General features: G+C 32.8%; 26 protein-coding genes. 19 read left to right on the top strand and 7 right to left on the bottom strand.

Features of this window, described 5'->3' with window-relative positions; translation table 11 throughout:
- Position 1 precedes the first annotated feature (1 nt).
- The 6 genes from gatA (at position 2) to dinB (ending at position 7,666) form a co-directional block, all read left to right on the top strand.
- Positions 2 to 1,459 carry an Asp-tRNA(Asn)/Glu-tRNA(Gln) amidotransferase subunit GatA gene (gatA, locus tag QQM35_RS10670; RefSeq protein ID WP_251518442.1) on the top strand — a complete coding sequence of 486 codons (1,458 nt, stop codon included), beginning with the start codon at positions 2 to 4 and terminating at the stop codon, positions 1,457 to 1,459.
- A gap of 12 nt (positions 1,460 to 1,471) precedes the next feature.
- On the top strand, positions 1,472 to 2,899 hold the full coding sequence (gatB, locus tag QQM35_RS10665) for an Asp-tRNA(Asn)/Glu-tRNA(Gln) amidotransferase subunit GatB (protein ID WP_251518444.1): 1,428 nt from the start codon (positions 1,472 to 1,474) through the stop codon (positions 2,897 to 2,899).
- A gap of 340 nt (positions 2,900 to 3,239) precedes the next feature.
- Positions 3,240 to 4,157: a diacylglycerol kinase gene (locus tag QQM35_RS10660; protein WP_251518446.1), complete on the top strand. Its 918-nt coding sequence runs from the start codon at positions 3,240 to 3,242 to the stop codon at positions 4,155 to 4,157.
- 121 nt (positions 4,158 to 4,278) lie between these two features.
- The gene (rlmD, locus tag QQM35_RS10655) at positions 4,279 to 5,640 is read left to right on the top strand and encodes a 23S rRNA (uracil(1939)-C(5))-methyltransferase RlmD (RefSeq protein WP_251518448.1); all 1,362 of its coding nucleotides are present in this window, start codon (positions 4,279 to 4,281) and stop codon (positions 5,638 to 5,640) included.
- A 201-nt stretch (positions 5,641 to 5,841) separates the two neighbouring features.
- A complete protein-coding gene (locus tag QQM35_RS10650) occupies positions 5,842 to 6,390 on the top strand; it encodes a DUF3267 domain-containing protein (protein ID WP_251518450.1) in 549 nt (182 codons plus the stop codon).
- A gap of 205 nt (positions 6,391 to 6,595) precedes the next feature.
- The gene (gene dinB / locus QQM35_RS10645) at positions 6,596 to 7,666 is read left to right on the top strand and encodes a DNA polymerase IV (protein WP_251942697.1); all 1,071 of its coding nucleotides are present in this window, start codon (positions 6,596 to 6,598) and stop codon (positions 7,664 to 7,666) included.
- 250 nt (positions 7,667 to 7,916) lie between these two features.
- Here the strand turns inward: dinB and QQM35_RS10640 are convergent, their stop codons facing one another.
- Positions 7,917 to 8,501, bottom strand: a complete 585-nt coding sequence (locus QQM35_RS10640; RefSeq protein ID WP_285813487.1) for a 3'-5' exonuclease — start codon at positions 8,499 to 8,501, stop codon at positions 7,917 to 7,919.
- Positions 8,502 to 8,800: 299 nt separating this feature from the next.
- Positions 8,801 to 9,301 carry an H-type ferritin FtnA gene (ftnA, locus tag QQM35_RS10635; protein WP_251518472.1) on the bottom strand — a complete coding sequence of 167 codons (501 nt, stop codon included), beginning with the start codon at positions 9,299 to 9,301 and terminating at the stop codon, positions 8,801 to 8,803.
- Positions 9,302 to 9,465: 164 nt separating this feature from the next.
- Between ftnA and QQM35_RS10630 the strand changes: the two genes are divergently transcribed.
- Together QQM35_RS10630 and QQM35_RS10625 are read left to right on the top strand one after the other, a co-directional pair.
- On the top strand, positions 9,466 to 10,782 hold the full coding sequence (locus QQM35_RS10630; protein ID WP_251518474.1) for a Mur ligase family protein: 1,317 nt from the start codon (positions 9,466 to 9,468) through the stop codon (positions 10,780 to 10,782).
- Entirely contained in the window at positions 10,782 to 11,501 is a 720-nt protein-coding gene (locus QQM35_RS10625) for a type 1 glutamine amidotransferase (RefSeq protein ID WP_251518476.1), read from the top strand. Before QQM35_RS10630 ends, QQM35_RS10625 begins: the two co-directional genes overlap by 1 nt.
- Before the next feature lie 91 nt (positions 11,502 to 11,592).
- On the opposite strand, the gene QQM35_RS10620 is transcribed toward QQM35_RS10625, so the two are convergent.
- Positions 11,593 to 12,579, bottom strand: a complete 987-nt coding sequence (locus QQM35_RS10620) for an FUSC family protein (protein WP_251518478.1) — start codon at positions 12,577 to 12,579, stop codon at positions 11,593 to 11,595.
- 166 nt (positions 12,580 to 12,745) lie between these two features.
- Here QQM35_RS10620 and map point away from each other — a divergent pair, with 166 nt between their 5' ends.
- From map to QQM35_RS10595, 5 genes are all read left to right on the top strand, one after another.
- Positions 12,746 to 13,498 carry a type I methionyl aminopeptidase gene (gene map, locus QQM35_RS10615; RefSeq protein ID WP_251518480.1) on the top strand — a complete coding sequence of 251 codons (753 nt, stop codon included), beginning with the start codon at positions 12,746 to 12,748 and terminating at the stop codon, positions 13,496 to 13,498.
- Positions 13,499 to 13,602: 104 nt separating this feature from the next.
- Positions 13,603 to 13,989, top strand: a complete 387-nt coding sequence (locus tag QQM35_RS10610) for a hypothetical protein (protein ID WP_251518482.1) — start codon at positions 13,603 to 13,605, stop codon at positions 13,987 to 13,989.
- Positions 13,990 to 14,007: 18 nt separating this feature from the next.
- Entirely contained in the window at positions 14,008 to 14,709 is a 702-nt protein-coding gene (gene liaF / locus QQM35_RS10605) for a cell wall-active antibiotics response protein VraT (RefSeq protein ID WP_251518484.1), read from the top strand.
- Positions 14,706 to 15,749 (top strand): sensor histidine kinase VraS, encoded by a 1,044-nt coding sequence (locus tag QQM35_RS10600; RefSeq protein ID WP_251518486.1) that lies wholly within the window; start codon positions 14,706 to 14,708, stop codon positions 15,747 to 15,749. Before liaF ends, QQM35_RS10600 begins: the two co-directional genes overlap by 4 nt.
- Entirely contained in the window at positions 15,739 to 16,368 is a 630-nt protein-coding gene (locus QQM35_RS10595) for a response regulator transcription factor VraR (RefSeq protein WP_251518488.1), read from the top strand. The genes QQM35_RS10600 and QQM35_RS10595 overlap by 11 nt, the downstream gene beginning before the upstream one ends.
- A 120-nt stretch (positions 16,369 to 16,488) precedes the next feature.
- Here the strand turns inward: QQM35_RS10595 and QQM35_RS10590 are convergent, their stop codons facing one another.
- The 3 genes from QQM35_RS10590 to QQM35_RS10580 form a co-directional block, all read right to left on the bottom strand.
- Positions 16,489 to 17,682, bottom strand: coding sequence for a YihY/virulence factor BrkB family protein (locus QQM35_RS10590; RefSeq protein ID WP_251518490.1), 1,194 nt, complete (start codon positions 17,680 to 17,682; stop codon positions 16,489 to 16,491).
- A gap of 323 nt (positions 17,683 to 18,005) precedes the next feature.
- Positions 18,006 to 18,290, bottom strand: a complete 285-nt coding sequence (locus tag QQM35_RS10585) for a YtxH domain-containing protein (protein ID WP_251518492.1) — start codon at positions 18,288 to 18,290, stop codon at positions 18,006 to 18,008.
- A gap of 6 nt (positions 18,291 to 18,296) precedes the next feature.
- On the bottom strand, positions 18,297 to 18,761 hold the full coding sequence (locus QQM35_RS10580; RefSeq protein WP_251942705.1) for a low molecular weight protein-tyrosine-phosphatase: 465 nt from the start codon (positions 18,759 to 18,761) through the stop codon (positions 18,297 to 18,299).
- Positions 18,762 to 19,354: 593 nt separating this feature from the next.
- Here QQM35_RS10580 and QQM35_RS10575 point away from each other — a divergent pair.
- Genes QQM35_RS10575 through QQM35_RS10565 form a run of 3 tightly spaced genes read left to right on the top strand, consistent with a single transcriptional unit; the run spans position 19,355 to position 21,354 of the window.
- Positions 19,355 to 19,537, top strand: a complete 183-nt coding sequence (locus tag QQM35_RS10575; protein ID WP_418129309.1) for a DUF1128 family protein — start codon at positions 19,355 to 19,357, stop codon at positions 19,535 to 19,537.
- A gap of 13 nt (positions 19,538 to 19,550) precedes the next feature.
- Positions 19,551 to 20,789, top strand: coding sequence for an aminopeptidase (locus QQM35_RS10570; protein WP_251518502.1), 1,239 nt, complete (start codon positions 19,551 to 19,553; stop codon positions 20,787 to 20,789).
- 34 nt (positions 20,790 to 20,823) lie between these two features.
- Positions 20,824 to 21,354, top strand: coding sequence for an acyl-CoA thioesterase (locus QQM35_RS10565; protein WP_251518504.1), 531 nt, complete (start codon positions 20,824 to 20,826; stop codon positions 21,352 to 21,354).
- Positions 21,355 to 21,416: 62 nt separating this feature from the next.
- On the opposite strand, the gene yfkAB is transcribed toward QQM35_RS10565, so the two are convergent.
- On the bottom strand, positions 21,417 to 22,571 hold the full coding sequence (gene yfkAB, locus QQM35_RS10560; RefSeq protein ID WP_251518506.1) for a radical SAM/CxCxxxxC motif protein YfkAB: 1,155 nt from the start codon (positions 22,569 to 22,571) through the stop codon (positions 21,417 to 21,419).
- 181 nt (positions 22,572 to 22,752) lie between these two features.
- On the opposite strand from yfkAB, the gene QQM35_RS10555 reads away from it, so the two are divergent.
- The 3 genes from QQM35_RS10555 to sgtB all read left to right on the top strand — a co-directional run bounded on the left by QQM35_RS10555 (position 22,753) and on the right by sgtB (position 24,595).
- Complete coding sequence (locus QQM35_RS10555; protein ID WP_251518508.1) at positions 22,753 to 22,923, top strand: SE1561 family protein; 171 nt, start codon at positions 22,753 to 22,755, stop codon at positions 22,921 to 22,923.
- Between the two features lie 95 nt (positions 22,924 to 23,018).
- Positions 23,019 to 23,540, top strand: a complete 522-nt coding sequence (locus tag QQM35_RS10550) for a type 1 glutamine amidotransferase domain-containing protein (RefSeq protein WP_251518510.1) — start codon at positions 23,019 to 23,021, stop codon at positions 23,538 to 23,540.
- Between the two features lie 242 nt (positions 23,541 to 23,782).
- The gene (gene sgtB, locus QQM35_RS10545) at positions 23,783 to 24,595 is read left to right on the top strand and encodes a monofunctional peptidoglycan glycosyltransferase SgtB (RefSeq protein ID WP_251518511.1); all 813 of its coding nucleotides are present in this window, start codon (positions 23,783 to 23,785) and stop codon (positions 24,593 to 24,595) included.
- The last annotated feature ends 339 nt before the right edge of the window (positions 24,596 to 24,934 follow it).

Raw genomic sequence — 24,934 nt, 5'->3', positions numbered from 1 at the left:
GATGACGATCCGTTACGAATCTGTAGAAAATTTAACTAAATTAATTAAAAATAAAGAAATTAAACCATCACAGATTGTTAGTGATATTTATGATGCAATTGAAGAAACAGATCCGACTATTAAATCATTTCTTGCTTTAGATAAAGAAAATGCCATTAAAAAAGCACAAGAGTTAGATGAATTACAAGAAAAAGACCAAATGGAAGGTAAATTGTTCGGTATTCCTATGGGTATCAAAGATAATATCATCACAAAAGGTCTAGAAACTACTTGTGCAAGTAAGATGTTAGAAGACTTTGTTCCAATTTATGAATCAACAGTAATGCAAAAACTTCATGATGCTCAAGCAGTATTAATCGGAAAGTTAAACTTAGATGAATTTGCTATGGGTGGTTCAACTGAAACATCTTATTTCAAGAAGACAGTTAACCCATTCGATCATAAAGCTGTACCAGGTGGTTCTTCAGGTGGTTCTGCAGCAGCCGTTGCGGCAGGATTAGTTCCTTTCAGTTTAGGTACAGATACAGGTGGTTCAATACGTCAACCTGCTGCATATTGTGGGATTGTAGGTATGAAACCAACTTACGGACGAGTTTCACGTTTTGGTTTAGTAGCATTCGCATCTTCATTAGACCAAATTGGTCCATTAACACGTAATGTTAAAGATAACGCACTCGTACTTGAAACAATTACTGGTGTTGACGAAAATGATATGACAAGTGCACCAGTTGAAGAAAATGACTTTACCGCTGATATTGGCAAAGACATTGACGGCTTAAAAGTTGCACTTCCAAAAGAATATTTAGGTGAAGGTGTTTCTGAAGAAGTCAAAGCTTCAGTGAAAGAAGCCGTTGAAACATTAAAATCTTTAGGTGCTACCGTTGAAGAAGTATCATTACCAAATACTAAATTTGGTATTCCATCTTATTACGTAATCGCATCATCAGAAGCGTCATCAAACCTTTCACGTTTTGATGGTATTAGATATGGTTACCATTCACCACAAGCTAAGACACTAGAAGAACTTTACAAAATGTCTCGTAGTGAAGGCTTCGGTGAAGAGGTTAAACGTCGTATCTTCTTAGGTACTTTCGCATTAAGTTCAGGTTACTACGATGCCTTTTATAAAAAATCACAAAAAGTAAGAACACTTATTAAAAACGATTTTGATCGCGTATTTGAAAATTACGATGTCGTTGTCGGACCTACAACACCAACAACAGCATTTAACCTTGGTGAAGAAATCGATGATCCATTGACGATGTATGCGAACGATCTATTAACAACACCGGTTAATTTAGCTGGTTTACCAGGTATTTCTGTTCCTTGTGGCCAATCAAACGGTCGCCCAATCGGTCTACAATTTATTGGAAAACCATTTGATGAGAAAACTTTATATCGTGTTGCTTACCAATATGAAACTAAATTTAATTTTCATGATAAATACGAAAACTTATAAGGAGTGGAAACCATGCATTTTGAAACAGTAATTGGACTTGAAGTCCATGTTGAGTTAAAAACAGATTCTAAAATATTCTCTCCATCACCTGCACATTTCGGAGCAGAGCCTAACTCAAACACAAACGTAATCGACTTAGGTTATCCTGGTGTGTTACCAGTATTAAATAGACGTGCTGTGGACTGGTCTATGAGAGCTGCGATGGCTTTAAATATGGATATTGCAACAGAATCTAAATTTGATCGTAAAAACTATTTCTATCCAGATAATCCAAAGGCATATCAAATCTCACAATTTGATCAACCTATCGGAGAAAACGGATATATTGATATCGAAGTTGATGGAGAAACGAAACGTATCGGTATTACGCGTTTACACATGGAAGAAGATGCCGGTAAATCAACACATAAAGAAGGTTATTCTTTAGTTGATTTGAATAGACAAGGCACGCCTTTAATTGAGATTGTATCAGAGCCAGACATCCGCTCACCACAAGAAGCTTACGCCTATTTAGAGAAATTACGTTCAATCATCCAATATACAGGTGTTTCTGACTGTAAAATGGAAGAAGGTTCATTACGTTGTGATGCGAATATTTCTTTACGTCCATATGGTCAAGAAGAGTTTGGTACAAAAGCAGAACTTAAAAACTTAAACTCATTTACATTTGTGCGTAAAGGGTTAGAATACGAAGAGAAACGCCAAGAAGAAGAATTGCTTAATGGTGGAGAAATCTTACAAGAAACACGTCGTTTTGATGAGTCTACAGGTAAAACCACACTAATGCGTGTTAAGGAAGGCTCAGACGATTATAGATACTTCCCAGAACCTGATATCGTTCCACTTCATGTAGACGAAGATTGGAAAGCGCGCGTGCGTGAAACGATTCCTGAATTACCAGACCAAAGAAAAGAAAAATATGTTAATGATTACGGATTACCAGCATATGATGCACACGTTCTTACGTTAACTAAAGAAATGTCTGATTTCTTTGAAGGTGCAGTAGCTGAAGGTGCTGACATTAAATTAACATCTAACTGGTTAATGGGCGGAGTAAATGAATATCTTAATAAACATCAAGTAGAATTATTAGATACTCAGTTAACACCTGAAAACCTTGCTGGTATGATTAAATTAATCGAAGACGGTACAATGAGTAGTAAGATCGCTAAAAAAGTCTTCCCTGAATTAGCAGAAAATGGCGGAGATGCAAAACAAATTATGGAAGATAAAGGTTTAGTCCAAATTTCGGATGAAGATACTTTATTAAAATTCGTAAACGAAGCTTTAGATAATAACCCACAATCTGTAGAAGATTATCAAAATGGTAAAGATAAAGCGATGGGTTATTTAGTAGGACAAATTATGAAAGCTTCTAAAGGGCAAGCGAATCCTCAATTAGTTAATAAACTATTGAAACAAGAGTTAGATAAACGCTAATTATTTCATTGATATAAATAGGCCATGCATAGAATAGTCATTAATAAATATGACTTTGTCTTATGTATAAACGTCAATTTCTATTTTAACTTACATAGAAATTGACGTTTTTTTGTTATCAATGAATAATACTGTTATAAATGGTAAGCTGAATTGAAAATAAAACTTATCCTGATTAACATCGTTTCTATTTACAAAAATTGTATCCATTAAGATCAATACACATCTGTGAAGAAATCATGTAGAATAAATGAGCAGACAAAGTTTAACCGAAATGCTTTTAACAATACGCTAAATCATTTAATATAGATAATGAGTAAATAAAGTCGAGGGATAAAATATGAGAAAACGTGTTAGAATCATTTATAACCCGACATCAGGTAAAGAGTTATTTAAAAGGACGTTACCAGATGTGTTAATAAGGTTAGAAAAAGCTGGGTTTGAAACGAGTGCATATGCAACTGAAAGAGAAGGCGATGCGACCATCGAAGCGCAACGTTGTTTAGAACATAATTATGACGTTTTAATTGCAGCTGGTGGCGATGGAACTTTAAATGAGGTTATTAATGGTATAGCCGAACATCCAGAGCGACCATCTATAGGTATCATCCCTATGGGTACAGTGAATGACTTTGGTCGTGCCCTACATTTACCTACAGATATCATGAGTGCAATAGATGTGATTATTGAAGGACATACAACGCGTGTAGATATCGGGAAGATGAATAGTAGATATTTCATAAATCTTGCAGCTGGTGGACAACTTACACAAGTATCTTATGAGACACCAAGTAAATTAAAGTCAATCGTCGGACCATTAGCATATTACATCAAAGGTTTTGAAATGCTACCACAAATGAAAGCAATCGATATTCGCATCGAATTCGATGATGATGTATTCCAAGGAGAAGCTTTATTATTCCTACTTGGTTTAACGAATTCAATGGGAGGCTTTGAGAAGTTAGTACCGGATGCCAAATTGGATGATGGTTACTTCACTTTAATTATAGTAGAAAAAGCCAATCTAGCAGAGTTAGGACATATTATGTCTCTTGCTTCCCGTGGAGAACATACGAAGCATCCTAAAGTACATTACCATAAAGCACAATCTATTAATATTTCTTCATTTGACGATATGCAATTGAATGTCGATGGTGAATATGGAGGAAAATTACCTGGTAATTTCTTAAATTTAAAGCAACATATCGAAATTTTTACGCCGGATGATATTAACAATGAAGAACTCATTGAACAGTAAATCAAAGTTAATAGATAGTAAAAATGGCTATGGATACATTTAAACGACGTACATTTTATAAAGTAGAGGTTAGGTAAAGCATGATTTGAAACCTAACCTCTTTTAATGTGGAGGGATAAAGATGAGTACACTACAAAAAAATGATATACACCGAGGTCGTGTCATCGACCTTACTCACGAAGGACATGGAGTAATAAAAATTGACCGTTATCCTATTTTCATCCCACAAGCTTTAATAGGTGAAGAGATAGAGTACAAAGTGATTAAAGTTAAGAAAAATTTTGCCATAGGTAAACTATTAAATGTCCTTAAAGAAAGTGAGGACCGAGTTGAACCACCTTGTGTTTATTATTATAAATGCGGTGGATGTCAGCTGCAGCATATGACATACGAAGCACAATTAGCTATGAAAAAAGAACAAGTGGTAAATTTATTTCATAGAAAGGGTGGTTTCGAAGATGTCATTATTCACGATACAATTGGCATGGAAAATCCTTGGCGATACAGAAACAAATCTCAAATTCCAGTAGGTACAAATAAAGACCAACAAGCCATCATGGGTTTTTATCGTCAACGTAGTCATCAGATTATTGATATGGATGAATGTTTAATACAAGCGCCAATACATCAAGAAATTATGAATAAAGTCAAACAATGGTTCAATGAATTAAATGTCAGTATTTATGATGAACAAAAGAAACAGGGGCTTATGAGACATGTTGTAATTCGTACAGGACATTACTCTGGCGAGGTCATGGTAATTTTTGTTACTAATGGTAAGAAATTCAAAGAAAGTAATATTTTTGTAGAGAGATTACAAGAGGCGTTTCCACAAATTGTTAGCATCAAACAGAATATTAACACGTCCCATTCAAATGTGATTATGGGCCCACAATCAGTAACGTTGATTGGAAAGGATACGCTACAAGATACGTTATCTGAAGTCGAATTTAAAATGAGTGATCAGTCATTTTATCAAATTAATACAGAACAAACTGAACATCTATACCAACGTGCTTTAGACTATGCGAATTTACAAGGTGAAGAGATTGTACTAGATACTTATTGTGGAATTGGTACGATTGGTCTTTATATGGCACAACAAGCGAAACACGTTTACGGTGTTGAAGTAGTGCAAGATGCAATCGATAACGCACAAGATAATGCGACTAAAAATCGATTCAACAATACGACTTTTGTCTGTGGTAAAGCAGAAGAAGTTATTTTAAAATGGAAAGCTCAAGGAATCAAGCCTGATGTAGTGATGATTGATCCGCCACGTAAGGGATGCGATGAAACATTCTTAAACACAGTTTTAGAACTCAACCCTAAAAGAATCGTTTATATTTCATGTAATCCATCCACTCAACAAAGAGATGCAAAAATTTTAGATCAACAATACAAACTTAAACAGATTACACCCGTCGACATGTTTCCACAAACGACACATGTTGAAACCGTAGCTCAATTTGATAGAAAATAATTTTAATACAACTACATGTTATTAACATTGTATAGTAATAAATTGAGTTTTAAAGTTGTGGGTTTATATTATTTTATATTGCAAAAAGCGTTGGTTTATTAAATTTCAATTACAAAACAATTAATTTAGATAAAGTCACTTTAAACGTGGTTCTAATCGCAGTATACTGAAGTTAACTTAGTGATGTAAGGAGCTGGCTGTATGTTCAAAGTTAATTTACTTTCAAATAAAAAGGCATTTGAAAGATTTGTTCTTTTACAATTTACAATTGTTATGATGTGCATTCTAATTTTTTATAAAGTTGCTTATACATATACACATATTATAGAACAAAATATTTTGTTAAATGTAGTTTATGGTATTGTAGGATTTAGCATTTTATATTTCATACATGAATTTATTCATAACATGATGTTCCGTTTATTATCAAAAGGACAAAAGCCAGCCTATCAATTACAATACGGTCTCCTTACTACGCACATGCCAAATGTTTATTTTAAAAAATGGCAATACCTCACGATTATGTTAGCACCACTTGTAATTATCACTTTAATTTTATTTATTGTGTTTTCTAACTTTGCTTTTTCATCTATTATTTTTATGATGAGCTTTCACGTAGGATACTGCGTATTCGATCTTTACTTCTTAAAAGGCGTATTCAATAGTGAAGTTAAATATATTGAAGATACGACTGAGGGAATTGTGTATTATACGCAGGCTCCGATGCAAGTACAAACCGATTTTAAATAAAAAAATGATAACTTTGTAGTAAGTTAGCTATCAACTTCTATAATTGTTGACTTGATGATTCAACAATTTATTTATTGAAGCGGTAGCTAACTTTTTCATTTCTAATATACAATGAAATATGAGCAATTTTTACGAAATATCACTTTAAATTCGTTAAGATTTATTAATAAATAAACTTTGTTGCGAGATGATGGGGGTGAATAATATGTCTGAACGTAGAATTATACATATAGATATGGATTATTTTTTTGCTCAAGTAGAAATGAGAGATAATCCAGAATTAAAAGGGAAACCAGTCATCGTGGGAGGTAAAGCAAGTAACCGTGGCGTAGTGTCTACGGCCTCATATGAAGCAAGAAAATATGGTGTGCACTCTGCTATGCCTATGGTACAAGCACATAAATTATGTCCAGACGGTTATTATGTCACGCCTCATTTTGAAAGATATCGTGAAGCATCTCAACAAATAATGGATATCTTTAAAAGTTATACAGATATCGTTGAACCATTATCTTTAGATGAAGCTTACTTAGATATCACGCATCTAGTTAGACCAGATTTACCAGCATCTCACATCGCTCAATTTATCAGACGAGATATATTAGAAGCTACACAATTAACTGCCTCAGCAGGTGTCTCATATAATAAGTTTCTTGCAAAGTTAGCCAGTGGAATGAATAAACCCAATGGTCTTACAGTTATAGATTATAACAATGTACACGAAATATTAATGGGACTTGATATAGGTGGGTTTCCAGGGGTGGGGAAAGCATCTAAAGCAAAGATGCATGAAAATAACATCTATACAGGTCAAGATTTATATGATACGAGCGAACGTGAGTTAATAAGATTATTCGGTAAGAGAGGTCATGGTTTATACAATAAAGCGAGAGGGATAGATTATAATCCTGTTAAATCGACTAGAATTAGAAAATCTGTAGGGACAGAACGTACATTTGCTACAGATATGAACGATGACGATACAATTTTACAAAAAATATGGGAATTAAGTTGTAAAACGTCAGAGAGGTTAGCCAAAATTCAAAAATCAGGTAAGACTGTCACGGTTAAAATTAAAACATTTCAATATGAAACACTATCCAAACAACGGAGTCTCAGAGACCCGGTAAAAAGTGAAACTGATATCTATAATATTGCATATGAATTGTATACTGATTTAAAAAATCCTGATGTACCTATTAGATTAGTTGGGGTTACAGTAGGCAATCTAGAAGAAGTTTCTTTTGTGAATATGACTATTTATGATTATTTGTAACATCATAAGAGATAATATAAAATCAAGTGTGGTTATGGTTATATTATATATGAAAGCCATGTAATATTTTTGTAAGTTTATCTATTTGGCAAAAAATAATACGAGTCACTAAAATGATTCGTATTATTCTAAAGTTTTTAACAAAAATGTTATACATTTTGTTATACTGATGTTGAATTCATTTTTGAATTGTATATGATAATACATAAAAATAAATGTTGTGTTAGTTAAATTCACACCTCTATTGCATTTATTTCAATGCATCTTTGTCCTGTAGATTTTTACCGTAAATATTGAGCATAGTAGATAAATCGTTATAGTGCTTTAATAAACGGTATGTAATCATTGCACATGCTTTTGCATCATTGAGTGCATCATGATGTCCTTTGAAGTCTAAATTGTAATATTCCATCATGTAATTTAACCCATAACGATGATTTGTAATTGTTTTTCTAGAAAGTTGAAGAGAACAAAAATAAACTAGATTGGGCGTTTTATGACCGATAGCTCTAATACTTTCATGCAATACATTCATATCAAATGCAGCATTATGTGCTACAACAGGCAAACCGTCGATAAAGTTCATCATATGTGGAAACACGATATCAAACGTCGGAGCATGTATCACATCATCGGGATGAATGCCGTGGACGTTGATATTTTGTTGTGAAAAATAATCTTTTGGGTTAACTAACGTATAAAATGTTTCGGTAATTTGATGATTAATGACTTTAACCATACCGACTGAACAAATACTTGTGCGTTTGCCATTCGCTGTTTCAAAATCTAGGGCAATGTAGGCATTATCACTCATCGAATGTAGTTCCTTTCTCATTGAGTTTGAATGGTAGGGTGTTGATGGTTGCTAAAATGAATTAATGACCATGTTATTTTTTATAAAATGTGACAACACGTTATCTGAGTCACTATAAAGGCAATAAGGGAGTGGGACAGAAATCGAATACTTTTAATAGAGATTTCGTAGTCCCACCCCGGCAAGGATGACTAGTATTAAAAAAGCTTGATATAAGCACATTTTCAATTCAGACATTTATTGCTTAGTTGACAAAAAGTCTGAGACATTTATTTTTGTCTCAGACTCTAATGCATTGTATATATTATTGGATGGCTTTATTATTCTTCATCGAAAGAACGACTAGCAAGCTCTTTTTCATAAAGATAAAGCGTGTTACTATCGTCACCGATACGTTTTAAATAATCGATGTGTGTTTCAAACATTGATTCTTCTTCTACTTGTTCATCTAAGAACCAATTTAAGAATGAAATTGTAGCGTAGTCTTTTGCGTTATTAGCTAACTCTGATAAGTTATAAAAACGTTTAGTTACATCTTGTTCCTGGGCTAAACCATCTTCAAATGTTTCTAAGATGCTATTGAAGTCAGATTTAGGAGTTGAAATAGATGAAAAGATTGCGTGTTCGCCACGATCATTAATATAGTCATATATTTTTTGACCATGGAATCTTTCTTCTTTAGCTTGTTCAATGTAGAAGTTTGCAAATCCATCATATGATTCTTTGTCGCAATATGCCGCCATCGCCATATAAGCGTGTGCAGCGTAAAATTCATGGTTCATTTGTTCATTTAAAGCATTTAATAAATCTTTGTTTAACATAATCAAGCCAACCTCCATTCGTTATTGACTACATTATAGCAAATTTATAAAGTTCAGTAAATTATAATTATTATAATCTGGATGTCGCTTTTTCAACCAACTTATTTAGTGTAATTCATAAATTAAAAATGATATAATTTTCCAGTGGAAAAGGGAGGAAACTGATGAAACGTTGGAGCGCAATTCAATTAGCAAAATTGACCAGGAGAACGAGTAAAGCTTTAGGGAAAAATGGTACAAATTTACCAGGAAAAGTTGCTAGAACTATAGATAAAAATATATTAAAAAAATTAGCTACACAAGTTGATGAAATTGTATTTATTAGTGGAACCAATGGTAAAACAACAACTTCAAATTTAATCGGCCACACATTAAAAAAGAATGGAATTAAAATTATACATAATAACGAAGGCGCAAATATGGCGCCGGGCATTACCTCTTCATTTATTCTACAAGGTACACAAGAAACAAAAGTCGCGATTATTGAAATTGATGAAGGGTCTATTCCGCGCGTATTAAATGAAATTACACCAACGATGATGGTTGTTACTAACTTCTTTAGAGATCAAATGGATCGATTTGGTGAAATAGATATCATGGTAGATAATATCGCGAAAGCAATTCAAAACAAGGGCATTAAATTACTCTTAAATGCTGATGACCCCTTTGTTAGTAGATTAAAGATTGCGAGTAAACACGTTATTTATTATGGCTTAAAAGCACACGCACATGAGTTTGAACAAAGTACAATGAATGAAAGTAAATACTGTCCAAATTGTGGGAAGCTCTTATATTATGATTATATTCATTATAACCAATTAGGACATTATTATTGTTCATGTGGCTTTAAACGTGAAGCTACCAAGTATGAAATATCGAAATTTACAGTAAATCCATTTATACAGTTTTCTCTCGAAAATCAAATTTATAATATGAAATTAGCAGGAGATTTCAATGCGTTTAACGCAATTGCGGCTTATTCAGTGTTGAGAGAGCTCGGTTTAAATGATGATTCTATTAAAAAAGGATTTGAAACATATACCTCTGATAATGGTCGCATGCAATACTTCAGTAATGAATCGAAAGAGGCAATGATTAATCTAGCTAAAAATCCAGCAGGTATGAATGCTAGTTTATCTGTGGGAGAACAAATACGTGATAATAAAGTTTATGTTATTAGCTTAAATGACTATCCTGCTGATGGTAGAGATACTTCATGGATTTATGATGCAGATTTTGAAAAGTTAAATGACCAACAACTCGAGGCTATCATCGTAACAGGAACAAGAGCAGAAGAATTACAGTTACGCTTGAAACTTGCAGAAATTAAAGCGCCGGTCATTTTGGAAAGAGATATTCATAAAGCTACGGCTAAAACGATGGATTTTAAGGATTGTTATACCGTTGCTATACCTAATTACACATCTTTAGAACCAATGTTAGAGCAACTAAACTACTCTTTTAGGGGGAAACATAAGTAATGCGCCAACTAACCGTCTATCATTTTTTGCCGGATAAGTTAAATTTATATAGTGATATTGGCAATATCCTAGCCTTGAAACAACGAGCTAAATTACGCAATATTGAGTTGAAGGTGAAAGATATCAACGTAACAGATGGTATTACCTTTGACGCTTGTGATATATTCTTTATCGGCGGAGGTAGTGACAGAGAGCAATCATTAGCCACGAAAGAATTAAGTAAAATCAAAGTGAAATTGAAAGATGCTATAGAAGATGGCATGCCAGGCTTAACCGTTTGTGGTGGCTATCAATTTCTCGGTAGCAAATATATAACTTTAGATGGGACAGAGTTAGAAGGTTTAAATATTTTAGATTTCTATACAGAATCTCAACAAGATCGATTGATTGGTGATGTCGTCATTAACAGTGAAACATTCGGAACAATTGTAGGTTTTGAAAATCATGGCGGCCGTACGTATCATCAATTTGGTTCATTAGGTAAAGTTGTAAACGGCCATGGTAATAATGGACAAGATGCGAAAGAGGGCATCCATTATAAAAATTTACTCGGGACATATTTACATGGGCCTATTTTACCTAAGAATCATGAAATCACTGATTACTTGTTAGAGAAAGCATGTGAACGAAAAGGGATTTCGTTTGAGCCACAACAGGTTAATAACGATGAGGAAGAAGCGGCGAAAAAAGTAATTATCGATCGTGTGAAAAATAAATAAATGAATAAACTAAAGGTCAGGGCATAGTACAGTGGTTGCGGTAATTTCCGTAAGTGCAACCTAAATGTAAACATGATGTCCTGACCTTTCTTTATGCAAATCGATGATCGAGAATGCGATATATTAATAAAATTTCATAAATAACGTGACTCTTAAGTTGATGTTTATCAAATTCATCAAGTTGTTTAACAGAACTCTTTAATACTGAGACAGAATTTTTTTGACGTTCGAAGTGGCCTGTAGCCTGGATATCACTAATACTTTCAGCAATATAGAGAATAGCTAAACGTTCTTCTTGCGTAAATTTAATATTCGTATCTTTGGGTAAATAAACAATATTTGATAAATGTGTAATAAATAAGCGATTTGTATGCGCTCGGGTTGTTAACGATTTGATTTGGATCCATTCATCATCACGATGCTTATGGTAACCTAATTCATCTTTTTGATAAGTGAGTAATGTTTCTATTTTTTGCGTAAGGCGCATTAATGCAGAAAGTCTTTTATAAGCATTATTTGCTGAATACTTACCCATTAAAAGTTGTTTCACACGTTCGTTGAATAACTGATACATTTCTGTTTCCGTCTTATTAATACTGTCGTTTACTTGGTCGTAGTATTTAGGTGGTAAAATGATAAAATTCACTAAAGCTGCTGTAACAAGACCAATCATCGCTGTGAGCAATCTTGAAAAGAAATTGTAGAGGTATGCTTCATGTATACCAGGAATCATAGCCATAGCTGTTAACGTAGCAACAGTAGTTCCAACGTGTAAATTGAGCTTTGTACACAACACAATTGTGAAAGTGGCACTTAAAGCATAAGTTAATGCATTTCCATCACCGAGTAAAAAAGTAAATAACACAGAAAATAGTGCTCCAATTATCGTCGCTGGTAATCTTTTATAACCTTTTTTAATTGAAGCTTTAGCTGTAGGTTCAATCGTTACGATAGCTGTTAAAATGGCGAATATAGGATTTAGATTTAGCAACAAGCAAAATAAAGCCGTTAGAAAGGTAGCTAAACCTGTCTTCAAAGTTCTGGCGCCTATAATATTTTTATACCAATGTTCATTCATATAAAAACTCCTAGTAATATGATTCAAACACTTCTTGATTATGAAGTTATGTAATTCATCTAAGTAAAGTGTTAAACTGGTTATGTTCGTATAATATAATTTATTATATCAAATGAAGTTTGCTATAATAAGGAAGAAATTAATTTTTAAAAAGGAACGGGATAATATGATAGTAAAAACTCAAGAAGAATTAGATGCATTAAAAGATATTGGCTATATTTGTGCACTAGTTAGAGACAAAATGCAGGCCGCAACAAAGCCTGGAGTGACAACAAAAGAATTAGATAATATCGCTAAAGATTTATTTGAAGAACATGGCGCTATTTCAGCTCCTATTCATGATGAAAACTTTCCGGGACAAACATGTATCAGTGTTAATGAAGAGGTTGCGCATGGCATCCCAAGCATTCGTAAGATTAAAGAAGGCGACTTAGTAAATATTGATGTATCTGCCTTAAAGAATGGTTATTATGCTGATACAGGTATTTCTTTTGTTGTAGGTGAAACTGATGAGCCTATTAAACAAAAGGTTTGCGATGTTGCATTAGAAGCATTTGATGCAGCAATGCTCAAAGTCAAACCAGGCTCTAAATTAAGTCAGATTGGTAAGGCAGTTCATGCAACAGCACGTAAAAATGACTTAACAGTTATAAAGAATTTAACAGGTCACGGCGTAGGACAGTCACTTCACGAAGCACCAAGTCATGTAATGAACTATTATGAACCGAAAGATAAAACGTTACTAAAAGAAGGTACTGTTATCGCAGTCGAACCATTTATCTCATCAAATGCAACATTTGTTTCTGAAGGTAAGAATGAATGGGCTTTTGAGACGAAAGATAAAAGCTATGTAGCGCAAATTGAACATACTGTTATTGTTACGAAAGAAGGACCTTTATTAACTACTAAAATTGATTAGAAAGTGTTTCGGTCTAAAGTACTAATTCAAGATGGTTCCGGAGCCTATATGCATGGTTCCGGATATTTTTTATAATAGAATCTAATCGATTAAGAGGTGATTCTATGAATTATATAACAACATATTTAGAAAAAATGACTAAAAATTCAATAAACACAAGCTTAGTAGAATATCAAAAATATTTGGATAAAAAGCTAAGAAGTGTGGAGATGTATATCAAATACTTAATCGAACGTAAAGATTATTTAGGTGAATTAATCCATCAATTAACAGTGACATTAGAAAATAGATATATGGATGTTTTAGATGAAATTCATGTGAGCCGTGCACAAGCAATCAATGATGAAGAAATAGAACAAATTAAGCAGGAATTAAATGAAATGGAAGCGGACTATGCACGAATCGAATCCGATTTATCGTATAATGCAGAAGAGAAAGTAAATATTGAAACAGAGTGTGATTTAATCGAACGATTAAGTTTAGTCGCTTAAGAAGAAAGGTGGCGAAACATGACAAATAAATATTTATCAACAGAAATGTTGATTATTTTTACGACATTAATGATTATTGCCAATTTTTATTATATATTTTTTGAAAAAATTGGATTCTTGCTCGTTTTACTACTTGGGCTCATACTAGTTTATGTAGGGTATCTTTATTTTCATAAAATTAGAGGGTTATTATCATTTTGGATTGGTGTATTATTAATAGCTTTCACGCTCTTATCTAATAAATACACGATTATTATACTATTTTTATTCTTAATCGTATTTATTATTCGTTATGTCATCTATCGTTTTAAACCGTTGAAAGTAATAGCGACAGATGAACCTGTTGAGTCACCTGAATTTATTAAACAAAAATGGTTCGGTGAACAAAGGACACCTACATATGTCTATAAATGGGAAGACCTCCAAATTCAACATGGTATAGGGCATGTGCATATTGATATGACGAAAGCAGCGAATATTAAAGAAGATAATACTGTAGTATTGAGACACATGTTAGGTAAAATTCAAATTATTGTACCATTGAATTATAATATTAAATTACATTTTTCCACGATATATGGGACGGCATATGTGAATGAAAAAGCCTATAAAGTAGAAAATAATAATATTAAAGTTGAAGAAGAAAATAAAGCTGAAAACTATGCAGTTAACATATATGTTTCATCATTACTCGGTGATGTTGAGGTGATTTATAAATGAATCACTATATAAGAGCAATTGGATCAATGCTAATATTAGTTTATAGCACGTTTTTTGCTATCTTTTTTATCGATAAAGTTTTTGTTAACATAATGTACTTCCAAGGTATGTTTTATACTCAAATTTTTGGAATACCCGTATTATTATTTGTTAACTTATTAGTTATATTATTATGTATTATTGTAGGGTCAGTATTAGCTTACAAAATTAATCAACAAAATCATTGGTTACAAACGCAAATAGAACGTTCCATTGAAGGACAGACAGTCGGTATAAACGATAAAAACATCGAACTGTACAATGAAACGATTGAGTTATATCAGACATTAGTACCGTTAAATCAAGAAGTCCACAAACTGAGAATGAAGACCCAAAATTTAACAAACGAATCTTATAATATTAATGACGTTAAAGTAAAGAAAATTATAGAAGATGAACGACAAAGACTTGCACGTGAATTACATGATTCAGTGAGTCAACAATTATTTGCAGCAAGCATGATGTTATCAGCTATTAAAGAGACGAAACTTGAGCCACCATTAAGCCAACAAATCCCTACACTTGAAAAGATGATTCAAGATTCGCAACTAGAAATGAGAGCATTACTATTGCATTTAAGACCAATTGGCTTAAAAGATAAGTCACTTGGAGAAGGAATAAAGGATTTAGTAATTGATTTAAAGAAAAAAGTGCCAATGAAAGTGGTACACGATATAGAAGAATTTGAAGTTCCTAAAGGGATAGAGGATCACTTATTCAGAATTACGCAAGAGGCGATATCTAATACTTTGAGACACTCTCAAGGTACAAAAGTGACCGTTGAACTATTTAATAAAGATAAGTATTTATTGCTACGTATTCAAGATGATGGGAAAGGCTTTAATGTTGATGACAAAGTTGAACAAAGTTACGGTCTTAAAAACATGAGAGAAAGAGCGATAGAAATTGGTGCAAACTTTCATATCGTATCGTTACCTGATTCAGGTACGAGAGTTGAAGTTAAAGCACCTTTAAATAAGGAGGATTCAGATGCCGATTAAAGTATTATTTGTTGATGATCATGAGATGGTTCGCATTGGTATTTCAAGTTATTTATCTACGCAACCAGATATTGAAGTAGTTGGGGAAGGGAAATCTGGTAAAGAAGCAATTGAAAAAGCCCATGAACTTCATCCGGATTTAATTTTAATGGATTTGCTCATGGATGACATGGATGGGGTAGAAGCGACAGAACAAGTTAAAAAAGATTTACCTCATACGAAAGTATTGATGTTAACAAGTTATATCGAGGATAACGAAGTGTACCGTGCTCTAGATTCTGGCGTTGATAGTTATATCTTAAAGACAACGAGTGCGAGTGATATTGCAGAAGCGATTCGTAAAACTCATGAAGGTGAATCAGTCTTTGAAGCAGAAGTGCTCGTGAAAATGCGTAATAGAATGAAAAAACGTGCTGAGTTATATGAAATGTTAACTGAACGTGAAATGGAGATACTACTATTAATTGCTAAAGGTTATTCTAATCAAGAAATTGCAAGCGCCTCACATATTACGATCAAAACGGTTAAAACCCATGTAAGTAATATCTTAAGTAAACTAGAAGTCCAAGATCGAACACAAGCTGTTATTTATGCTTTCCAACACAACTTAATACAGTAATATGAAAAGAGATAGACTATATTTTGGGGATTTTCATATTATGAAAAAAGAGTGATTTCTAAATCGATAAATGATAGAAATCACTCTTTATTTATTAACTTAAATATTATTTAGTTGGGTTTAGTCACGGTGTTGTGTTGTTGATTTATCTTCATGGCTGTGATCATGATGTACATAGTCGTTTACGTCATGGTCATCAGTCATGTAAGTACTATTTTTACCTTGTTGATTTTGTTTTTTTAATCGTTGAAATTCTTCAAGCTTTGCAAAAGATTGTTCTTCAGGTGTCTTACCAGATACAATCTTGCGTTGGTGCATAATAGCATTTATTTCTGCACCGATAATAATGATAAAGCCTGTGATATATAACCAGAACATTAAAATAATTACACCGGCAAGGCTACCGTACGTTTTTGAATAATTTGAGAAGTTCGAAATATAAAAACTAAATAATAACGTTCCTACTAAAAACGCTATCGTAGAGAAAATCGCACCCGGTATTACTGACTTAAGTTTAATCTTTACATTTGGTGCCAATGTATATAATACGGTAAAGGCAACAAATATAACGATAAGTGGTAACACAGTTTGGATGATGCTAAATACTGGTTTTATCGCTCCATCTAAACCAAGTGGCCCAAATAATAGGTCACTAATTTGTTTACCAAATGCTGGTAAAATTAATGCGATAGGTAATATCAGCACCATTGCTAAAGTAAATAATACACTTAATAGTTTAGAAACAACGAAGTTTCTATTATCTTCAACATCGTAAGCTACATTAAATGAATTCATTAGTGCTGTCATTCCGTTTGAGGCAGACCACAATGCTAAGATTAAACCGATTACTAAGCCGAGACCACTACCTTGGTTTAATATATCATGTAACACACTACCGATATTTTGTTTATAATCTGCTGGTGCGTGTGCCTGAGCTTGTTTGATAAGTTTGTCTACTTGAGATTTACTAATTGTAATTGATACGACAGATAGTAAGAAGATTAACATCGGGAATAGTGACAACATAAAGTAGTATGATAATTGTGCTGCAAGGCCCGAAGCATCATCTTTACCTATCTTATAAATTAATTGTGAGAAAAAGTTTGAGTTTTTCGTATATTTCGCTGGTTTATTGATACGAGAAACGAAAAATGTTTGATTATCTTTCTTAGGTATCTGTGATTTAAATTTAGCAGGTAATATGTACGTACGATCACGTTTAGAACTTGATTTTTCTTTTTCTTGCGCGTTTGTATCTTCTTTATCTTTAATACTATTCAGATAATCAGAAGTAGATTGCTTTCTTTTCGACATATTAGATCTCCTTATGTATTAATAATGTATCTTTTAATATACTGTATAAAGTTATAAAGGTAAACAAGATAATTGATAATATTTCCATAAATTTTATACAGTACATTTAAATATAGAGTAAATGTTAGTTTAAATTAATTGTTTTTAAGAAGTTTTCTACTAATCGTAAAATGAAATTTATAAAGTAATGATCGTAATAAAGTTTTAATCATAAAATTAAACAGAACATATATTAAATAAAGACTCCTAGAACTATTTGTATAAATTCTAGGAGCCTTCATTTTATTTATGAACAAATCATATTATTGAATCTTAAGCTGGAATTAACCGTTTAAACGTTGGTTTTTACGTTGTTGGAAAGTTTCCTTAGCGTCTTTCAATGAACGTTCAAGTTCAGGATTGTTACGTCTGATTTCTTGTACAACGTCTTTCCAATACATAACTTCTTCTTTAAGGTCGCTGATTTTAGAAGAACCTTGAGATTTGTTACCTTCTTTAGCATCTTTAATTGAACGTTGCAATGATTGGCGTGTAGATTTGTCAGCTAACGTTAATGAGCCTCCAATTACAGCACCTAGTAAAATTCCTGGAATTAATTTATTTCTCATATTAATTTACCCCTCTCTTAAATTAGCATCTTTTATTATAAAATCAATGAGATTATCACAAGATGATTGTACCATTTTATACACACCTGTGAAATTATTTGTATAATATGGATCAGGTACATCTGTTTCTTTCATATCGCTGAATTCCAATAGCTTAAAGAGTTTACCTTTAATATTGGGATTGATTGACTTGATATTATCCACATTACTCTGATCCATCGCAATAATATAATCAAAATCATCATCCGATTGGAACAGTTCACTTATCATACCATCATATGGGATGCCATGTGAATCTAGAATTTCTTTTGTACCTTCATGTGGTGTTTCTCCTAAGTTCCATTGACCAGTTCCTCGAGAAACAACTTGAATATCAGTTATATTTTTGTCTTTGAGTCTTTGTCTCATAATCGCTTCAGCCATTGGCGAACGACAAATATTTCCTAGACAAACAAATGCTACTGTTTTCATTATTATGTACCTCCCAATTATATTCTTTTAATTCCCAGTTTAAAGCATTTTTAATCATGTTACATCATAAAAATTATGGCTCATATCTTATGTAACAGATTTTTAAAATTTAACATTGATTAATAACAATTATACCAATGTTTTTTGACGGAAGCACAATTATAATCCAATCAAATATTAATCATTTAATAAAGCAAAGTTATTCCTATAATGAGAACAAAATCAATGAAATCAAGCTTTTGTTGGTCTGCAAGTAAGACATTATTAACAATATAATTGTCTCGTGTTTTTGCATAGGATTTCAATTTTTTGCTGACAAAAATATATACATATTTAAACATCGAGTAGATTACGCAAGTAACAATAAATATTAAAATAAGGTGTAACATCATTAAACTCCTTTTATAAAAATAGGGGACAAGACAATTTATATAACGAATTATTTAATAACGTATATTCATCTATTCAATCATTATTTTATACCTTTGCCTGTTTAATTTAAAGAGCATTTGTTGTTACAGTTTTACAACGATAGCATATTTGATAGAATACATAAAAAAGAGGTGAAAATCGTGTCAAATCAAAATGAACAAATGATAGAAGAAATTAGAGAAAGATTAAACATCGTAAATCAAGGTTTGATTGATCCAGAAAACTTTAAATCAGCAGATGAAAAAGAAGTGCGTGAAATACATGATTACGTAACTAACAAAGCATCGCTTACACCAAGCGAAGTATCTGCTATAGCAGATGCCTTAGGGCAAATTCGTAAATAAAGGAGCATGCAGTATGAGCCAATTACAAGATAAATTACAACAATATGCTCAATTGTTAGTAAATGTTGGTATGAATGTACAAAAAGATCAACCAGTATTTATCAGATCCACAGTGGATGCGGTTGAGTTAACACATTATATAGTAGAAGCGGCTTATGAACGAGGTGCTTCAGATGTGAAAGTTGAATATAGTGACGATCGACTGGCACGTTTAAAGTTTGAAAACGAACCATTATCACATTTTGAAAATAATGAAGTGAAATCATATGAAGTTGAAAAACGCATGGATTATGTTAAACGTGGTGCTGCTAATTTAGCTATTATTACGCAAGATCCTGACCTATTAAGTGGGATTGATGCAGATAAATTAGCCACATTCCAAAGAGAATACTCACTTGCTTATAAAGATTACATGGAAGCAAGTCAAAAAAATCAATTCCCTTGGTGTGTAGCAGCATTCCCATCAAAAGCATGGGCTGCAAGAGTGTATCCTGACTTACCTGAAGATGAAGCTTATTCACAATTCATCGAAGAAGTCTTAGATATTGTACGTGTAGACGGCAATGATCCAACAGAAAACTGGAAAAAACATGTGGATAATTTAAGTCAACATGCACAAAAATTACAACAAAAAAATTATAAATCACTTGAATATATTTCAGAAGGTACACACCTGGAAATAGGTTTACCTGAAGGACATATTTGGGAAGACGCGACGAGCTATACGAGTGAAGGACAAGCTTTCGTTGCAAATATTCCTACTGAAGAAGTGTTTACAGCACCACATCGCCTTCAAGTGAATGGTTATGTTACAAATAAACTACCATTAAGTCATAATGGTACCATCATTGACGGATTTACTTTAACTTTTGAAGAAGGTAAAGTCGTAGATTTCAAAGCTGACAAAGGTGAAAATGTATTACGTGATTTACTTAATACAGATGAAGGTGCGAAACATCTAGGAGAAGTTGCATTAGTACCTGATGATTCACCAATTTCTAATCGTAACACTATATTTTATAATACATTATTCGATGAGAATGCAGCATGCCATATTGCCTTAGGTTCCGCTTATGGATTTAACATCGAAGGTGGAACAGAAATGACTACCGAACAAAAGGTGGAACATGGCTTAAATGATTCGTTAGTTCATGTAGACTTTATGATTGGTAGCTCAGATTTAACAATCTATGGTATAACTCAAGATGGTAATAAAGAACTTGTATTTGAAAATGGTAATTGGGCTAAATAATAGATAAGATGATATAAAAAAGGGAGTTTATAAAATGACCGTACAAGAAAAAGCCATGTCAGAGTCTAAGAGTATCAAGACACGCCAAGTATTCCCACAAGATACAAATCATCACCACACAATGTTTGGTGGCACACTAATGTCAAATGTTGATGAAATTTCAGCTATTACAGCGATGAAACATAGTAATTCTCAAGTTGTGACAGCTTCAACAGACTCTATTGATTTCTTAATGCCAATAAAGACAGGAGATATCGTAGCCTTTGAAGCAATTATCTCTTATGCAGGTTCATCTTCAATGGAAGTATGTGTTCAAATATTTATTGAAGATGTATTTAAAAATGAAAGACATCTGGCAGCTTTAAGTTTCTTGACGTTTGTAGCGTTAGACGACGAAGGTAAACCGCATAAAGTACCTAAAGTTTATCCTGAAACTGAAACGGAAAAGTGGTTCCATGAAACAGCAGTCGCACGCGTAAAAAGAAGAAAAGAACGAAGAGAAGAAAGTAAGAAAACGATAGAATTCTTGTCTGAAGTCCAAAAGGAAAATGAAAATTTAAAATAAAATACTAGTATGCTTATTTAAAAAGACCGACCACTTCAAAATTAGAAGCGTCGGTCTTTATATTATTTCATATTATATATTTGATGCATCATTCGCTCTTTTTCTCTGAAATCTGTTTGCGGATAATACATATTTTTCACAAGGACGTTAGGCCCTAAGCAATGAAACTCCGAACAGTGACAATTTAAAGATTGAGCAAGTGGGGTATTTAGCCATTGATCAAATACATCAGGTAGTTTGTCGTTTTTAATATTTGATATTGTGCCCGTCTCATCACCGAAATCTGTCACAATTACATTACCTGTGAAGACATTTACATTGAGTCGATTTCTGCCATCTGGATCGTTACGCATCGTTACATTCGTTGAATTTCTTAATTGGTTTAACAAGGCTTGATCATTTTCATCGTTGATACATGGATAAATAGGTAAAGTACCAAATAACATCCATGTGTCAGGATCGCGTATTTCAAGTAAGTATCTAATTGCATCTTTCATTTCTTTCAGAGGTAATACTTCTAGTTGACTTGCAAAGTCTGCTGGGTACATAGGATGAATTTCATGACGCTGGCATTTCATATCATGAACAATTTCATTATGAATCTTTTTAAGGTATGGTCTTGTGCTTTGGTTTAACATCGTTTCGGCGGAAATAAACATACCTTGTTCAGAAAGTGTACGCGAATTATTTATCATTTGATCATATAATTTTAATTTCGCTTTTAAAGATGGTTGTTTCTCCATTGCGCCAAAACCAACATCTGTAAATTCTTCTATCGTGCCCCAATTATGTGAAATATGCATGACGTCAATATATTCTGCGATATCTAAATAACGATCGAGCGGTAATGTTAAGTTTGAGTTCATCTGCACATAAATACCGCGTTCGTGAGCGTATTTAATTAGTGGCTTAACAACGTTTTTAATGGATTTTTTAGAAAACATTGGTTCTCCACCAGTAATCGACATTGTTTTTAAATGGGGGATTTCGTCTAAACGACGATAAATTAAATCCATAGGTAATGGATCAGGGTCTTTCGTTTGTAGCGTATATCCAACCGCACAATGGCTACAACGCATATTACATAAATTCGTCGTTGTAAATTCTACGTTACTCAATGTCAGTTGATTATGTTCTCGAATATCATTGTAGGCTTCCCATGGGTCATTGTTGATTGAGATAGGTGCTTTGATATTTGTAGTATATGTATTTATCATTTATTAAACTTCCTTTAAATTCAATTCATATTTAAAAAGTATGTATATATCGTACTTAATTATAATATCTTCTCTTATGAGTATTGTATTAATGACTATTCTTTATTATTGAGACTATATCAATTTTTGTCAAATTCATGTTAATATAATATTATCTTATTTCAAAGGAGTTACTTTTATAATGGATGAAAATCAAACAATTGATCAGATTAAATCTAGATTAGAAAAATTTATCGACGATATTGATCACGTTAATCCAGATCAAGTGAAAGTAGAAGACATTGATGAATGGATTGGGTTACTAGATCAACTCGAAGAAAAGGTTAAAACAGTTTCAAAAACGTCAGAGTAATAGTGGTTAAGCCTTTTCATGAGCACATTTATGTTTAAGCATCCCTTTTAACGTTTATAATAAATATATAACTTACAATGGAAAGGTGATTTATAATGGCTAAAAAAGTAGCAATTATCGTAACAGACGAATTCGAAGATGTAGAATTAACAAGCCCTAAAGAAGCAATTGAAGAGGCAGGCCATGAAACTGTTATAATTGGTAACGAAGCAAATAGTGAAGTTACTGGTAAACACGGAGAAAAAGCAACTGTAGACGTAAGTATTGCAGATGCTAAAGCAGAAGATTATGACGGTTTATTAATCCCTGGCGGATTTTCACCAGACCATTTACGTGGCGATTCAGAAGGTAGATTCGGTGCATTTGCGAAATACTTCACAGCAAATGATGTACCAACATTTGCAATTTGCCACGGACCTCAAATCTTAATCGATACAGATGACTTAAATGGTCGTACATTAACAGCAGTATTAAATGTACGTAAAGATTTATCAAATGCAGGTGCACAAGTTGTAGATGAATCAGTAGTAGTTGATAAAAACATCGTTACAAGTCGTACACCAGACGATTTAGATGACTTTAATAGAGAAATTGTTAACCAATTAAATGAAAAATAAGTAACGATTTTTAAAAGCTTAATGCAAACGCATGATGTTTGAGCTCATATAAATAGAATCCCGTCAATTAAGAATCACGTATTCTTAATTGACGGGATATTTTTATATAGAAAGAACTGAAACTTACTGAGGACTTGATTATACACCCTTGGACTGATTTTTACTTTTTACTATAGCTTAATTTTTAAGCACCTGTTAAACTCACTTATAACGATATGTGAGCAATATAAAGGAGCTATCGAATGAAGAGAAGCGATCGAATAAAAAAAGAAGAGCAACAGTACATGGAACAGCGTTACAACCAACCACAACATAATACTTACTATCAACCTTTGAACAAACCACCTAAGAAGAAAAAAGGCAAAGGGTGTCTACTATTATTACTTATACCTATTGTAATTGTTATCGCAGCCTTTTTAATTTTGATGTATGTATTGTCGTTACAATCAAATGTAGATGATTTGAAAAAAATTGAGAATAAATCGTCATTTGTTCCAGCCTCAAATATGCCTAAATATACTAAAGGGGCATTTATTGCAATGGAAGATGAGCGATTTTATAAACATCACGGACTTGATTTTAAAGGTACTTCACGAGCATTATTCTCTACTTTGAGTGACAAAGATGTTCAAGGTGGTAGTACCATTACGCAACAAGTAGTAAAAAATTACTATTATGATAATGAACGCTCATTTTTGAGAAAAGTAAAGGAATTATTTGTTGCAAGACGTGTTGAAAAGAAATATGATAAAGACGAAATTTTAAGTTTCTATGTTAACAATATATACTTTGGAGATAACCAATATACTGTTGAATCGGCCGCAAACCATTATTTCGGTGCCACAACGAACGAAAATAATAGTAGCCTACCAAAAATTACCGTATTACAAAGTGCAATGTTAGCTAGTAAAGTGAATGCACCAAGTGTTTATAATGTAAATGAACGCTCTGAAAGATTCGTAAATCGAGTAAAGGTTAACTTAGAAAAAATGAAACAACAAAATTACATTACAGAATCACAATATAAAGAAGCGATACAACAATTAGGCGTATAGCCTACCGAAACAGAAGGTCTTTCCGTATTTTAGGAAGGCCTTTTTTTGGGTGTGGGACAGAAATCGAATTTTCTAAGAGATATTTCGTGGTCCCACCCCTGTAAGGATGACTAGGATTGGAGAAAGCTTGATATAAGCGCTTTTAAAATTCTGTCATCTACTGCCTTATTGAAAAAAAGCTGAGACAAAATAGTTGTCTCAGCTTCTATAATTAATTATATAGTGTAAGGTTTAACATGAGTGAACTCAAATTAAAAATATTTGTGAAATGAATTTATAAATAATGTGTTTACATTTTGTAGTCACTATAATTCCATTCACTTAAAATATGAGTTATTC

Origin of the sequence: Staphylococcus hsinchuensis, assembly GCF_038789205.1 — a bacterium.
Classification (GTDB): Bacteria; Bacillota; Bacilli; order Staphylococcales; family Staphylococcaceae; genus Staphylococcus; species Staphylococcus hsinchuensis.
Note: the sequence above shows the minus strand (reverse complement) of the source record. Positions and strands in the feature narration are given on the sequence as shown.